Origin of the sequence: Gilliamella sp. B2838 (genome assembly GCF_026536185.1) — a bacterium.
In the GTDB taxonomy this organism is placed as follows: domain Bacteria; phylum Pseudomonadota; class Gammaproteobacteria; order Enterobacterales; family Orbaceae; genus Gilliamella.
Genome location: NZ_JAFNOO010000013.1, coordinates 16,788 through 31,113 on the forward strand (window position 1 = coordinate 16,788; position 14,326 = coordinate 31,113).

Annotated in this window: 13 protein-coding genes; 8 read left to right on the forward strand and 5 right to left on the reverse strand. The window is 35.1% G+C overall.

Going from position 1 to position 14,326, the window contains the following annotated elements:
* The first annotated feature begins 500 nt into the window (after window positions 1–500).
* The 4 genes from J3U63_RS11935 (at window position 501) to rimL (ending at window position 3,432) form a co-directional block, all read left to right on the forward strand.
* Window positions 501–944: a PTS sugar transporter subunit IIA gene (locus tag J3U63_RS11935; RefSeq protein ID WP_267334316.1), complete on the forward strand. Its 444-nt coding sequence runs from the start codon at window positions 501–503 to the stop codon at window positions 942–944.
* Between the two features lie 29 nt (window positions 945–973).
* A complete protein-coding gene (locus J3U63_RS11940; RefSeq protein WP_065634032.1) occupies window positions 974–1,246 on the forward strand; it encodes a PTS sugar transporter subunit IIB in 273 nt (90 codons plus the stop codon).
* A 20-nt stretch (window positions 1,247–1,266) separates the two neighbouring features.
* Complete coding sequence (locus tag J3U63_RS11945) at window positions 1,267–2,634, forward strand: PTS ascorbate transporter subunit IIC (protein WP_267344668.1); 1,368 nt, start codon at window positions 1,267–1,269, stop codon at window positions 2,632–2,634.
* Window positions 2,635–2,880: 246 nt separating this feature from the next.
* Window positions 2,881–3,432, forward strand: coding sequence for a 50S ribosomal protein L7/L12-serine acetyltransferase (rimL, locus tag J3U63_RS11950; RefSeq protein WP_267334314.1), 552 nt, complete (start codon window positions 2,881–2,883; stop codon window positions 3,430–3,432).
* Window positions 3,433–3,557: 125 nt separating this feature from the next.
* On the opposite strand, the gene J3U63_RS11955 is transcribed toward rimL, so the two are convergent.
* The 3 genes from J3U63_RS11955 to J3U63_RS11965 all read right to left on the reverse strand — a co-directional run bounded on the left by J3U63_RS11955 (window position 3,558) and on the right by J3U63_RS11965 (window position 7,799).
* Window positions 3,558–5,006, reverse strand: a complete 1,449-nt coding sequence (locus tag J3U63_RS11955; RefSeq protein ID WP_267334313.1) for an APC family permease — start codon at window positions 5,004–5,006, stop codon at window positions 3,558–3,560.
* 167 nt (window positions 5,007–5,173) lie between these two features.
* On the reverse strand, window positions 5,174–6,208 hold the full coding sequence (adhP, locus tag J3U63_RS11960; RefSeq protein ID WP_267334312.1) for an alcohol dehydrogenase AdhP: 1,035 nt from the start codon (window positions 6,206–6,208) through the stop codon (window positions 5,174–5,176).
* 271 nt (window positions 6,209–6,479) lie between these two features.
* The gene (locus J3U63_RS11965) at window positions 6,480–7,799 is read right to left on the reverse strand and encodes an MFS transporter (RefSeq protein WP_267349057.1); all 1,320 of its coding nucleotides are present in this window, start codon (window positions 7,797–7,799) and stop codon (window positions 6,480–6,482) included.
* A gap of 290 nt (window positions 7,800–8,089) precedes the next feature.
* On the opposite strand from J3U63_RS11965, the gene J3U63_RS11970 reads away from it, so the two are divergent.
* Window positions 8,090–9,124, forward strand: coding sequence for a tagatose 1,6-diphosphate aldolase (locus J3U63_RS11970; protein WP_416379612.1), 1,035 nt, complete (start codon window positions 8,090–8,092; stop codon window positions 9,122–9,124).
* Between the two features lie 158 nt (window positions 9,125–9,282).
* On the opposite strand, the gene grxB is transcribed toward J3U63_RS11970, so the two are convergent.
* Both grxB and J3U63_RS11980 read right to left on the reverse strand, forming a co-directional pair.
* Entirely contained in the window at window positions 9,283–9,933 is a 651-nt protein-coding gene (grxB, locus tag J3U63_RS11975; RefSeq protein ID WP_267349059.1) for a glutaredoxin 2, read from the reverse strand.
* Complete coding sequence (locus J3U63_RS11980; RefSeq protein WP_267334308.1) at window positions 9,930–10,556, reverse strand: Pr6Pr family membrane protein; 627 nt, start codon at window positions 10,554–10,556, stop codon at window positions 9,930–9,932. The genes grxB and J3U63_RS11980 overlap by 4 nt, the downstream gene beginning before the upstream one ends.
* 242 nt (window positions 10,557–10,798) lie before the next feature.
* Here J3U63_RS11980 and xerD point away from each other — a divergent pair, with 242 nt between their 5' ends.
* From xerD to recJ, 3 genes are all read left to right on the forward strand, one after another.
* Window positions 10,799–11,713: a site-specific tyrosine recombinase XerD gene (xerD, locus tag J3U63_RS11985; protein ID WP_267371647.1), complete on the forward strand. Its 915-nt coding sequence runs from the start codon at window positions 10,799–10,801 to the stop codon at window positions 11,711–11,713.
* 24 nt (window positions 11,714–11,737) lie between these two features.
* Window positions 11,738–12,436, forward strand: a complete 699-nt coding sequence (dsbC, locus tag J3U63_RS11990; RefSeq protein ID WP_267334306.1) for a bifunctional protein-disulfide isomerase/oxidoreductase DsbC — start codon at window positions 11,738–11,740, stop codon at window positions 12,434–12,436.
* Window positions 12,437–12,518: 82 nt separating this feature from the next.
* Entirely contained in the window at window positions 12,519–14,255 is a 1,737-nt protein-coding gene (gene recJ / locus J3U63_RS11995; protein ID WP_267371648.1) for a single-stranded-DNA-specific exonuclease RecJ, read from the forward strand.
* Window positions 14,256–14,326 lie beyond the last annotated feature (71 nt).

Below are 14,326 nucleotides of genomic sequence, written 5' to 3' on the forward strand. Positions count from 1 at the left end.
AAATCAAAAAACAAGCTTAAAAACTTTAATTATCTGTTTTTTATAGCAATAAACTTATTTTAATTTAGCGAAAAAATAACACGATTACTTATTTTTACATAATATCGTGCCCTAGGATGAAGAAGAAATCTTAATCTCAAAAATTAAACATACCCAATTTTTAATAGTTTGATTTATGTCACATTTAGTAATTATTAACGTTAGCCTTATTATTTACTGGTTATTTATTTGAAAACTGTGAAATGAATTTAAATATGGTTATCAATCAAGAGGGAGATTGTTTAAATCTGTTTTCCAATCATTATTATCGATATAATATTCGTAATCTAAAAAATATTTTTTTATCTATTCACTAAAAATGTTATCTGTATCACAAAACAGATAAATTTTAATTAACTTTGATAGCGCTATCACATTTCTATTATTTTTTAATTTTTATTATTTCCCAATATGTTAGTTTGTAAAAAAATACTTAAGGTATCGATTTTAATGGAGGAAAAATGTTAGATAAATGGTTAACTAACCAGACAGTTAATATTGTCGATTCCGTTGATGATTGGAAAGAAGCAATACAACTTTGTGCTAAGCCATTATTAGAAAGTAATGCCATTTCACCTAGTTATATCCAAGCTATTTTTCAACTACACCAATCCATTGGACCTTACTATGTTTTAGCACCAGGTATTGCCATGCCACATGCTAGACCAGAGCAAGGGGTGAATCAATTAGGTCTATCTATGCTATTAGTTAAACAAGGCGTTAATTTTAATTCGCAAGAAAATGATCCCGTCTATTTAATTACTTTATTAGCCGCGAGTGATAGTACCAGTCATATTGAAATGTTAACCCAATTAGCCGCGCTATTTGGCGAATCAAAAGATATGCAGAGAATTTTTCAAGCACAACAACGCGATGAAATTTTGGCTGTAGTTAAACACTATTAACTTTAATAAAAAATAAAAGGATAAACAAAATGAAAATTATGGCAGTTTGCGGTTCAGGCCTTGGTAGTAGTTTTATGGTTGAAATGAATATCAAAAAAGTTCTGAAAAAATTAAATGTTGATGCTGAAGTTACCCATGCGGATCTTGCTTCAGCAACCCCAGATCAAGCAGATTTATTTGTCATGACCAAGGATTTAGCGGCAAGCTCTGGCATTCCAGCGGACAAATTAGTTATTTTAAATAATATTATCGATATCAACGATTTAGAAGCAAAACTCGTTGAACATTTCGCTAAACATTAATGATATTATGAGGACTTGCTATGATACAAGAAATAGTAAAGTTTATTGTTGATATTTTAAAAGTACCTTCAATATTAGTTGGACTTATTGCCATGGTTGGGCTTATTGCTCAGCGCAAATCCTTTGCTGACACCGTCAAAGGTACCATTAAGACCATTTTAGGTTTTTTAGTATTAAGTGGTGGGGCAACCGTACTCATTAGTGCTATTACCCCATTAGGAATGATGTTTGAACAAGCGTTTAAATTACAGGGTATTATTCCAAATAATGAAGCTATTGTTTCAATGGCACTTAACGAGTATGGTGCAGCAACAGCGTTAATTATGGCCTTTGGTATGGTTGCCAATATTATCGTTGCGCGTTTTACTCGTTTAAAATTCATCTTCTTGACCGGTCACCATACTTTTTATATGGCTTGCATGATAAGTATTATATTAACGGTAGCGGGGTTTGAGGGATGGCAATTAGTCTTCACCGGATCATTAGTACTTGGCTTAATTATGGCCTTTTTCCCTGCACTCGCACAACCGCAAATGCGTAAAATAACCGGTAATGATGATGTCGCTTTTGGTCACTTTGGTACATTAGGTTACGTTTTAGCGGGTTGGCTTGGAATGGCAGTTGGTAAAGGATCTCGTTCAACCGAAGAGATGAATCTACCTAAAAATCTAAGTTTTTTACGTGACAGTTCGATTTCAATCTCATTAACCATGATGATTATCTATTTAATTCTTGCTATCTTTGCTGGCTCTAACTACGTCGAAACGACTTTAAGTAAAGGTGATAACTATCTCGTTTATGCCATTATAGAAGCCATTACTTTTGCCGCAGGTGTATTTATCATCCTACAAGGTGTACGCTTAATTCTAGCTGAGATTGTCCCTGCATTTACTGGTTTTTCTGAAAAATTAGTGCCGAATGCTAAACCCGCTTTAGACTGCCCTGTCGTATTTCCTTATGCACCAAATGCAGTATTAATTGGCTTTCTATGTAGTTTTTTAGGTGGATTAGTCGGACTATTTGTACTTGGACAATTAAACTTAGTATTAATTTTACCGGGCGTTGTACCGCATTTCTTCTGTGGGGCAACCGCTGGAGTATTTGGTAATGCAATGGGCGGCCGACGTGGTGCCATGCTTGGTGCATTTGCCAATGGATTATTGGTAACATTCTTACCTGTGATGTTATTACCAGTTTTAGGTTCACTTGGTTTTTCAAATACTACGTTTTCTGATGTTGATTTTTGTGGTGTCGGTATCATCCTCGGTAATATGGCAAAATGGTTTAATAAAGATGTGATAATGGCAATTATTGTAGCTATCTTCGCTTTACTCGTTATTTTCAACTATACGATAAAACCTAAAAATAGCAAAAACGATAAAGCATAACCAATATGCTTTATTTTATTCAAAAGCTATACCAGACTAAACCATAGTCTGGTATTTTTTTATGGGTGCATTATAGACTTACTAATAATTTATCGCTTATAGTTAATCATTATTACCTTACATTCGGCTATGCACAAAGCACCATGATAAGCTTTTTTTACTATCGATAAGCTATATTTGCCTTGAGTGTTTGACGGTTAGAATAATGACACAGACAATATATTTATAAGAAATAAGGAACAAATAATGACTACTAGCCAAGCTGAGAGTATTTTAGTCAATCCCAATATATTACTAAAAACTGCTAATAACAGTTATGCTAAAGATCTATATAATGTCATTGATTTTAATCGAAACTATTTTAGCCAATTCATGGCATGGCCTAAATTTGTGATAAACGAGTTAGATACAGCTCAATTTTTACAAGAGTGCTGGTTAAAACATCAACAAAATCAGAGTAAAACCTATGTCATTATACAAAATGATAGGGCTGTCGGTATATTGTCTTTCAATCAAATCGATGCTAACAATAAAACAGCTTATATTGGATATTGGCTTGATAGTCGAGCTGAAGGAAAAGGTGTTATGACTCAAGCAGTCCAAGCGCTTACCAACTACTATGCATCACAAAAAATTATTAAACGGTTTGTTATTAAATGTGCTGTTAGTAATATAAAAAGCAACGCTGTAGCAAAGCGTTGTGGTTTTAGTTATGAAGGAAGATTAAAACAAGCCGAATACTTAAATGGGATTTATCATGACCAAAATATTTATGGACTGATTTCAACTTATATGTAAAACAACAATGAACATCTGTCAGTAAAACTGAAAACTCAACGATTGTCATTTTTAATAACATAACCGGCAATTGCCGGTGTTGATCAAGTAATAGCCTGTTCGTTTAATATGCACTCATGCAATAATTATTTATTGATGATATAACCACAAATTGCTAACAGCAGTACCACAAATACAGTTGCTATAGCGATGAGGTATTGTGTTTTTGTTCGATATTTTTTCATCTCGCCAAGGGAGAGCTCTCTATTTTTATTCTTGCTATGATAATAATAGTATAATGGTAACCCAAGTAGAGTAAGTACTATTGATGCTATGCCATTAAACGTTTGATAAACCAACATGCCATAAATAACATAAATTGCACCAATGATCGCCATAATCGGAACTATCGGATAAGCAATCACTTTATAAGAACGCGGTATATCTGCATATTTTTTTCGCGCTATAATAACGCCAATAAACGTCAGCAAATAAAAAACCCATATTGAAAACATGGATATCTCGGATAGACGATCTGCATCAAGCAAGATTGAATATAAAAAGGCAAACACCACTAATACCGAGATCGCATTAACTGGTGAACGACTCGCTTCATCAAGTGTACTAAGATAACGAGCGCCAATAATCGTACCTCGTTCAGCCATACTAAAAATAGTACGAGATAATGTCATAATATACCCATTAATCCCACCCAAAATTGATACCATTATACCTACTGCCACTAAATTCCCACCTAAATGACCAAACATTCGTTGTGAGGCAACAGCCGAAGCATCATGGCCAAGGGTGACCATTTCTTGAACTGGAAATATTTTAAACAGTGCTATATTTATACAAGCATAAACAATAACTAAAAATATGATGCCTAAAATAATTGCTTTAGGTAAAACTTTTGCCGGATTATGAATTTCACCAGCAACCGAAGCAACTTGTGCCCATCCATCATAAGCAAACAAGGTCGCCAAAATCGCTACAGCGAAAGGTGCAAAAGTTTCAATACCCTGCCCACTAGCCCCAAATAAGGCAACTTGACCATTGCCCTTCCATAATCCAAATACAGCTAAGAGTAATATTGGGATTAATTTACAAACTGTAGCTAGCGTTTGTAAATACCCAGCCTGTTTAACACCAATTGCATTAATAAATGCAATAAAGCCTAATACGCCAGCGCTCACCGCCATACGATAACTATCATCTATATTAAATAACAAACAAAAAACTGAACTAAAATAACCAACTAACGCACCAACTAAAGAAGGCGCAAATAACACAGTTATCATCCAGCCATAAAGATGAGCAATTTTAGGGCCATAGATTTTTTCTAAATAAACGAGCATGCCACCTGTTTTTGGAAACATAACACCCAATTCACACAGCGTTAATCCCCCACAAATAGAAAAAATACCACCAATTATCCAAGCTAGCAGCGCATAATTATAATCACCAGCTACGGCTAATACGGCTGGTGGTTTCATAAAAGCGCCCGCCCCTAATACCATTCCTACAACTAACGACAATGCAGAAACTAAACCAAGATCTTTTCTTAATTTACTTTCTAGATTATGTTCTGACATAACTGTTCCCTTGAATATAAAAATACATCTACAAAATGGGCTTATATTAGGGATTTATTTATAAAACACAAGAAAGATTAATTTTAAAAAATTGGAAAGGCATAAAAATCAAGGTTATAAAAAAGTTAGCTAAACACTAACTTTTTTATTAATTGGTAAAATGAATATTAGTTTTTCTTTTTCATTTTCATATCAACCACCATACGACCGCGAATTTTACCTGCTTTCATTTCTTCGATCATTTCATTGATATCTTCGAGCGGCCTTTTCTCAACAATAGGCACCACTTTACCTTCAGCACTAAAACGAAATGCTTCCGCCAGATCTTCGCGCGTACCAACAAGCGAACCTAATACTTGTATACCATCTAATACTGTTTTGGGAATGCTTAAGTCCATGGTTTCGGAAGGTAAACCTAACGCAACAACTCGTCCTAATGGACGCACAGAATTAATTGCTTGATTAAAGCCTGTTTTAGTTACTGAAGTCACCACCGCACCATGAACCCCGCCATCAGTATGTTCTTTAATATAAGCGCCCACATCGTCAACCTTTTTCGGATTAACCACTAAATCAGCTCCTAATGTTTTACATAACGCTAACTGACTGTCACTATTGCTAATTGCGACAACTTTGTTATTAAAAACCTTTTTTCCATACTCAATAGCAAGTGTGCCTAACCCACCAATGCCAAACACGGCTAACCATTGACCGGGCTTTGTGTCTGCAACTTTAATACCTTTATAAGTGGTAACGCCGGCACAGGTGACACTGGTGGCTTGAGCAGGATCAAGCCCATCGGGGACTTTAACGGCATAATCAGCTTTAACAATGCATTGTTCTGCCATTCCACCATCGACACTATAACCCGAGTTAAGCGCATGGCGACAAAATGTTTCATTACCCGAAATACAGTATTCACATGTACCACAACCGGCATGAAACCATGCAATACTGACGCGATCGCCTATCTTTAAACTTTTTACATCAGGTGCAATTTTAGTCACAATCCCCACACCCTCATGCCCAATAACCCGCCCCGGTTTTTTACCAAAATCACCCGATGCAACATGAATATCGGTATGACAAAGTCCACAATATTCAACATCGACTAAAGCTTCACCTGCTTCTAAAGGGCGAAGAGAAATATCTTTGATGTCAACTTGCCCATCACACTCTTGTCTAATAACAGCAGCTTTCATTATATTCTCCTTGAAAAGTTTTAAGTTTAAAATGTAATGATTTTCATTTTAAACTAAATTTTTTCTAAAAATTTGATTAATTTCACAAATTTGCAAAAGAATAGGATTATTAAATAATCTTTATAAAAAAATGCCATCAAGCCAAATTAGATTAAAAAATGATAAAATAAAGCCGTTAACGTGAGTAGATGAATAAATGGATAAGTTGATAAAAAAGAGGAACAAAACTGTGTTTATTGTTCCTCTAATTTTAAATTGAGAAAAGTGAATATTAAGCAATATCTTTAGCGATATATTTTTGGCTATTATTTTTCATGGATAAATACAAACCAATTAACGCACCTAAGCCAAACAGCCCTACCACATAAATCGCAGGCGCCATTTTGCTAACAAAATCGCTAAAGAACGATATAAATAAAGGTGTTAATCCTCCGGCAATTGCATAGGCCATATTAAACGAAAATGAAACACCACTATAACGAATTTCAGCAGGAAACACTTTAACCATAAAATAAGCAAACGAGCCAACAATACCAACACCAAAACCAGCTAAAGGATAAGTGATTAATAAAAGATGCGGGTTATCTAATGAAAAATAGAAAATTGAAATTATAGCGACAGCAATAAGACAGCCAATAAATAACACTTTACCCATAGCAAATCTATCCATCATCATGCCATAAAAAGTGCAACTCATGATTAGTCCAATAATAGCGAGTATATTACCTTGCAATGCATCAATAGCAGAAAATCCAAACTGCTTTTGCAATAAAATTGGGGTCATTAACATAATAACCATAATACCTGCCGATAATACCCAAGTAAGTAGCATAGATAAAATAGTTTGAGGTAAATACTGAGTTAATACTGTTATAACTGGAATTTTTTTTGCTAATTCTTGTTGCTTTCGTTTTTGTATTTCTAGAAAAATTGGCGTTTCTTTCAACCAACGACGTAAATACATGGCGATTAAACCAAATATCCCGCCAATAATAAATGGAATCCGCCAACCCCAATCACTCATTTGTTCGGGTGAAATGCTTTTATTCATTACAGTTGAAACCAGTGAACCAAGCAAAATGCCCAAACTTAAACCACTTGTTAATATTCCACAAGCTAAGCCAATTTTATTATTGGGAACATGCTCGGCAACAAACGTCCAAGCACCAGGCACCTCCCCGCCCACAGCAAGACCTTGGCACAGTCGCATAATTAATAACAAAATAGGCGCTAAAATGCCAATATTAGTATAAGTCGGTAAACAACCAATGAATAGTGTAGGTAATGCCATTAAAAGAATGCTTAACGTAAACATCCGTTTGCGACCAAATAAATCGCCAAAATGTGCCATAACAATGCCACCAAATGGACGAATTAAATAGCCTGCCGCAAAAATCCCAAATGTTTGCACTTGACTTAACCATGCTGGCATATCATCCGGAAAAAAAAGATGGCTAATAATAATGGAAAAAAAGACAAATATAATAAAATCATAAAACTCTAATGCACCACCTAGTGCTGATAAAGCCAAAGTTTTATAGTCTTGATTGTTTAAGGTTCGAGTTGGCGTCGCGTTTTGTGCGTATGACATGATTATCCTTGTAAAGTATATTTTACACATAGTCTATTATTGTGTACTAATATACCTCAACACAATTTTTTTGGAAGAAAAATATCAAATAATACGCCAATTTACATTGTATAACGCTTAAAACTAACTTGTGCATATTGCTCTTTTATTGTCCTGATAAAATGATGATAATAAACTGCAATTTATTAAATTATGTATATAATCTAAACTAGCACTAAATGATTAATAAATCGTCGCGAAAAGAAACTACAATCATAAAATCTTTTTAAATGGAGAGTTATAAAATGGGTATAAAACGTATTTCTCGTGGAAAATTCACTCGCATGCAACAGTTATCAAACCAAGATGGCGTTATTGCGGCACTAGCAATCGACCAACGTGGTTCAATGGTAAAAATGATGGAAGCGGCTGTTGGTAAAGATCGTTATAATGTTGAAATGGTCTATGAATTTAAAGAACTTGTTTCACAAGAATTAACAAAATATGTGAGTGCAATTTTGTTAGATGAAGAATATGGCTTTAAAGGTATGGCTAAAAAAAATAAGGATGCGGGATTAATCATTTCTTATGAGAAAACCGGTTATGATGCAAACACGCCTGGCCGTTTACCTGATGTTTTACCTGAAGACTCTCTACAACGATTATTGAAAAAAGGGGCTGATGCAGCAAAAGTATTAGTTTATTATAATCCCGATGATCCTAAAGATATTTTAGAGAAAAAACATGCCTTTCTAGAACGTGTTGGTACAGAAGCCAGAGCTGCCGATATTCCATTATTTGTCGAACCAATTGTCTATGATAATGTCGTGACCGATGATAAAAGCCCTGAGTTTGCCAAAATAAAACCACAAAAAGTGATTAACACCATTAAAGAATTCACTAAAAACCAATATTACATTGATGTACTTAAAGTTGAAGTACCCGTGTTGTTTAAAAATGTAGAAGGATTTAATGATAACAACGTAGTTGTCTATACTCAAAAACAAGCTGCCGATTATTTTAAACAAGCTAGCGATGCGGCAACTCGTCCATTTATCTATTTAAGTGCGGGCGTACCAACAAAAACGTTCCATCAAGAATTAATTTTTGCTGGTGAGAATGGCGCTAAATATAGTGGTATTTTAGGTGGTCGTGCAACATGGTTTGAAGGCGTTGCGGCTTATGCTAAAGACGGTAAAGAGGGTTTAAAACGCTGGTTAGATCAAACTGGTCGTGAAAATGTTGAGCACCTTAACAAAATTTTAAAACAATACGCTACACCTTGGTATGATATCTATGGTGGTAAAGACAGTATTGAAGTAATTGATCTAAAATTAGGTGACTAATGTAAATCAATAAATTAACACTCATCACCTAAACGTGATGAGTGAATTAATGAAAGAACAAAATTGATAGATATATTCTTCAACCTCTCGTTAAATATCTTCCCTGTTACCAAACTCAGTCAAAATGCCTCATGCTATCGTACTCACTTAGTGATTGATTAAATTGCGCGATCAAAAAATAGATCAACCTGACTCAATTTAGCCATTGCCGTTACATAAGCCAACGTTTTTGGTGGAAAAGATAGATCTTTTACACAGGTTAAATTACGTAATACTGGAAATAGACAAATATCATCTAAAGACAATTGACCATTACACGCTTGTGGTGAAACAATCAAAGGATCTAGTTGTTCAAGCAACTGAGAAACAGCTAAAACCAGTGAACTTGTTTGCGCTAAACATTCATCGAATGATCCCATCTTTTTAGCTTTACTTGCGACAAAACTCTCAATGGCACTTTGTGTAGCAAACTCAGCTAAACCCAGTTTAATATAACGCGGACACTCTAATTTATAATCATACTGCTGTATGTTTTTTATTATCTCGGCAATTTTCGCTGATTTAGGGCCAATCAATATAGGGCTATCGCCATAATTATTATCAACATAATCAACAATATCTAAACTTTCAGGCATATAACTACCATCATCTTTTTGTAAAATTGGCACCATTTTTTCACCAATCATACTTTCAGGTGATTTGTTATCATCACTCAAAAATACTTCTAATTTAACTGGTATGTGTTTTAAACCAAAAATCATTCTTGCTCTGGCGCAAAAAGGACAATGTTCATAAATATACAGCTTCATGTTTTTCTCCTCAAACAATCAACTACCCATAAAAATAAGGCTGAACCTAAAAACAATAAAAAAACCATACCGACAGCAAACAACGCTTTCGGATAGCCTATTTTCACAACATTAATAAAAGGATAAGGATATAAATTAGTATAGTATCCTCTGACAAAAATATATATGCCATAAGCTAACATACAGACTAATGAACCCATTATCACTCGAAAATTAATGCGTCGAAACGGTCCCCAAATTAACCAACTCAAAACACCGAGTAACGGTATAACAACATGTAAACTTTCATTGGTGAATTTTAATAAATCATTTGGCGGTTTATGAATAGCGCGTAACATTAAGTTATAAACGATAGAAGTGATTATCACGCCTACTAGCCCATTTAACCGAATAATTTTAAAGCTAAAACGATGGCAACTAGGATTAAAAAATAGCCATAAACAACTCACCGCCAACATCAAATTCGATAACACAGTAAAAAAACTATAATAAAAAATGATTCGACCAACTGGCGTCGCTGGTTGCCAAGGTTGAAGTTGAGCATGCCAATAAAGATAAGTTTCTATACCAATAACAAAAAAAGCATATAGCCCAATAAAAAGAGGTACAGCGCGTTTTAACATACACATCATCACAAAATAAAATATTAATGCAAATATATATCAGATATTATTAAAAATACAAAAGAGAATCATGTGTTAATTGACTTGCTATAATTAAGTTTGCATAGATCGACCTAAAAAACCATTACCCAATAAATATAACAAGGTACTTTCATTTACATGCCATTACTTGGTCTAAACTGCAACGGTCAGCGAGTTGGTATATAATGACGTAAATAAATTGAATATAGAGATGACCATGAATGTCAAATAAAAGTATTGCGACACAAAGTAAAGTGTTAATTGAACAGTTTTTAGATTCATTATGGCTAGAGCGTAATCTAACAGAAAACACGATAGAATCTTACAAACTCGATTTGTTTGCACTTAGCCACTCATTACAGCAACAAAATGTCACAATGCTAAGCACGCAGACCATTAATTTACAAAATTTTTTAATGCAGCGCGTGCAAGATGGTTATAAAGCCAGTAGCTCGGCACGTTTATTAAGTGCAACTAAACGTTTTTTTCAATATTTGTATCAAGAAAATTATCGCACCGATGATCCCTCTGCCGTTTTGTCATCGCCCAAATTACCCAAAAAATTACCTAAAGATTTAACCGAATCACAAGTCGATGCGTTGCTTGAATCGCCCAGTACTGATGACCCTATCGAACTACGCGACAAAGCTATGCTAGAAGTGCTTTATGCAACTGGATTACGGGTTAGTGAATTAGTCAATTTAGAAATCAGTGATGTCAGTTTGCGGCAAGGGGTGATAAGGGTAATTGGTAAAGGTAATAAAGAGCGCTTAGTGCCACTGGGGGAAGAAGCCATTTATTGGTTAGAATACTATTTCAAATATGCCCGTAATGATCTTTTAAAATCTGGGCCGATTGACGTGCTGTTCCCTAGCCGATTAGGTAAAAAAATGACTCGACAGACATTCTGGCATCGAATCAAATATTATGCCATACTAACCGGCATTAATATTGAAGCACTCTCACCCCACGTACTGCGACATGCGTTTGCAACACATTTGCTTAACCATGGTGCAGATTTGCGGGTAGTGCAAATGTTGCTGGGTCATAGTAGCTTATCGACAACGCAAATCTATACCCATGTGGCAACAGAAAGATTAAAACAGTTACACAGTAAGCATCATCCTCGAGCATAATGCTTAAAAAATAAGGATAATTGAATGAAAAAATTAGTTTTAGGTTTAGCATTAATTTCAACATCAGTACTGGCAAGTAATGCTGATATTGCCAAAACACTCGGCAAATTAGGTTATACTGAAAAAGACTTAAAAATTGCCGACAGCCCTGTAAAAGGACTAAAAAGTGTTAATACACCTGATGGTATTTTTTATGTTTCTGATGATGGTAAATATTTAACGCAAGGTCCTTTCTATAACTTAGAAGGTAACGAACCGGTTAACATCGCTAATAGTAACAATGTTAAATTAATCAAATCTATTGAGAAAGATGCAATTGTTTATAAAGCACCAAACGAAAAATATGTTATTTCGGTGTTTACTGACTATACTTGTCATTATTGTAAATTACTGCATGAAAATATTGATAAATATTTAGATGCAGGCATTTCAATCCACTATTTTGCGTTCCCACGTGCGGGAGCGGATAGTGAAGTAGGCAAAAACATGCAATCAATCTGGAGTGTTGCCGATCGTAAAGCTGCTTTTGATAATGCCTATAAAGGTAATACGATTTCACCCGCTAGCAGTATGGTACCTTATGTCACTCAACAATTTAATGTTGGTAAGCAACTCGGTATTAGTGGAACCCCAGCTATTGTTTTAGCTGATGGTCAACTGGTGTCAGGTTATGTCCCGGCTGATAAATTGCTTGATATTTTGAATAAAAAATCTGTTAAATAATTAGTCGTTTATCACAACAATTAATATTCGAACTAACCACTATAACAACTTGTGTTAGCGCTTTAGCGCTAACATTTTAAATATGAATAAAAATAGAATAATACATCGACAATTACCACAAACGCTTCCTGAATTCTCGCAAGATATTCCGCCATTATTGCAACGAGTCTATGCCATGCGAGATATCAAATCAATGCAAGAGCTAGACTATTCTACGCGTAATTTGTGCAATTATGATAAGTTAGATGGAACAACCACTGCTGTTGAAATTCTTTATTCTGCAATAAAAAATAATCAACGTATCATCGTTGTTGGCGATTTTGATACCGATGGAGCCACAAGTACCGCATTAACGGTTACTGCACTAAGAAAGATGGGCTGCCAATTTGTTGATTATATCATCCCAGATCGTTTTGAAGATGGCTACGGCTTAAGTGTAGGTGTTGTTGAAAAAGCAATGTCAAGACACGCAGATCTCATTATCACTGTTGATAACGGTATTGCCGCATTAGAAGCCGTAAAATTTGCCAAGCAAGCTAACTTAACAGTGATTATTACCGATCACCATTTATGCCCTGAACAGTTACCTATTGCAGATGCAATAATTAATCCCAATTTACCTAATTGCACTTTTCCATCTAAACATCTTGCTGGCGTCGGTGTTGCATTCTATTTTATGCTGGCATTAAGAGCTAAATTACGCAAAGAAAATTGGTTCCTTAAGAATAATCTAACCGAGTACAATATCGCCAATCTATTAGATTTAGTCGCTTTAGGTACCATTGCTGACGTTGTCAAACTTGACCATAATAATCGAATATTAGTGCACCAAGGCATGAATAGAATACGATCTGGCTATTGTTGTAATGGCATTAAAGCGCTGTTACATATCGCGAAAAAAGAAGCAATTTCCTTCACAGCGATTGATTTAGCCTACTATGTTGCACCAAGACTCAATGCAGCAGGCAGAATGGATAATATGGCACTAGGTGTTGAACTACTACTCTGTGATGATTTTGACTTAGCAGTTCAGCAAGCAACAGATCTTGATATACTCAATACTGATCGCAAGCTAATTGAACAAACAATGCAGAAAGAAGCATTAGCATATATTCAACAGCTTGAAAAACAAGATACATCCATCCCAAATGCTATTGTCGTTTACCACCCACAGTGGCATCAAGGTATTATCGGTATTTTATCGGCACGATTAAAAGATAAATATTATCGCCCGGTTATCTCCTTTGCTTCAACCCAAGATGGGCATTTAAAAGGTTCAGGCAGATCAATTCCAGGTGTTCACTTACGTGATGTACTTGATGAACTGGATCAAAAACACCCGAACTTAATCGTGAGTTTTGGTGGTCATGCAATGGCGGTTGGTTTAACGATTCGTGAACAAGACATCGAGCTATTTAGAGACAGTTTTGAAACGCTATTAAATGACAAATTTAGTGATGAGGTATTACAACCAACAATAGAAACTGATGGTGAAATCGATGGACAAGATTTTAATTATGCAATAGCTTTGCAATTGAAAGAGGGAGGACCTTGGGGTGAGGGGTTTGATGAACCTATTTTTGATGGGGAATTTATTATCCATCAGCAACGCCTATTTGCAGAAAAACACCTTAGATTAGTGTTAGAACCCCAAAATGGTGGTAGTCTGATAGAAGGCATATTATTTAATGCTAATTTGCAACAATGGCCGGATCAATCAATAAAAAAAGTCAAAATTGTTTACCATTTAGTTGTAGATGATTTTCGAGGTAATCAGGCGGCAAAGTTAATGATTCGATATATATGGCCTATCGCATAACGATTTAAAATCGTCTATAATAAACTTTACCTATCGGTGTTGAATCTCATTACCATTCAAAACGACTATAG

What these genes read in the sequence shown, in the direction of transcription:
- dsbC (WP_267334306.1), top strand. Translation starts at nt 11,738, where the DNA reads ATGAAAAAATTAGTTTTAGGTTTAGCATTAATTTCAACATCAGTACTG.
- J3U63_RS11955 (WP_267334313.1), bottom strand. Translation starts at nt 5,006, where the DNA reads ATGTCAGAACATAATCTAGAAAGTAAATTAAGAAAAGATCTTGGTTTA.
- J3U63_RS11965 (WP_267349057.1), bottom strand. Translation starts at nt 7,799, where the DNA reads ATGTCATACGCACAAAACGCGACGCCAACTCGAACCTTAAACAATCAA.
- grxB (WP_267349059.1), bottom strand. Translation starts at nt 9,933, where the DNA reads ATGAAGCTGTATATTTATGAACATTGTCCTTTTTGCGCCAGAGCAAGA.
- xerD (WP_267371647.1), top strand. Translation starts at nt 10,799, where the DNA reads ATGTCAAATAAAAGTATTGCGACACAAAGTAAAGTGTTAATTGAACAG.
- J3U63_RS11935 (WP_267334316.1), top strand. Translation starts at nt 501, where the DNA reads ATGTTAGATAAATGGTTAACTAACCAGACAGTTAATATTGTCGATTCC.
- J3U63_RS11940 (WP_065634032.1), top strand. Translation starts at nt 974, where the DNA reads ATGAAAATTATGGCAGTTTGCGGTTCAGGCCTTGGTAGTAGTTTTATG.
- J3U63_RS11945 (WP_267344668.1), top strand. Translation starts at nt 1,267, where the DNA reads ATGATACAAGAAATAGTAAAGTTTATTGTTGATATTTTAAAAGTACCT.
- adhP (WP_267334312.1), bottom strand. Translation starts at nt 6,208, where the DNA reads ATGAAAGCTGCTGTTATTAGACAAGAGTGTGATGGGCAAGTTGACATC.
- J3U63_RS11980 (WP_267334308.1), bottom strand. Translation starts at nt 10,556, where the DNA reads ATGTTAAAACGCGCTGTACCTCTTTTTATTGGGCTATATGCTTTTTTT.
- rimL (WP_267334314.1), top strand. Translation starts at nt 2,881, where the DNA reads ATGACTACTAGCCAAGCTGAGAGTATTTTAGTCAATCCCAATATATTA.
- recJ (WP_267371648.1), top strand. Translation starts at nt 12,519, where the DNA reads ATGAATAAAAATAGAATAATACATCGACAATTACCACAAACGCTTCCT.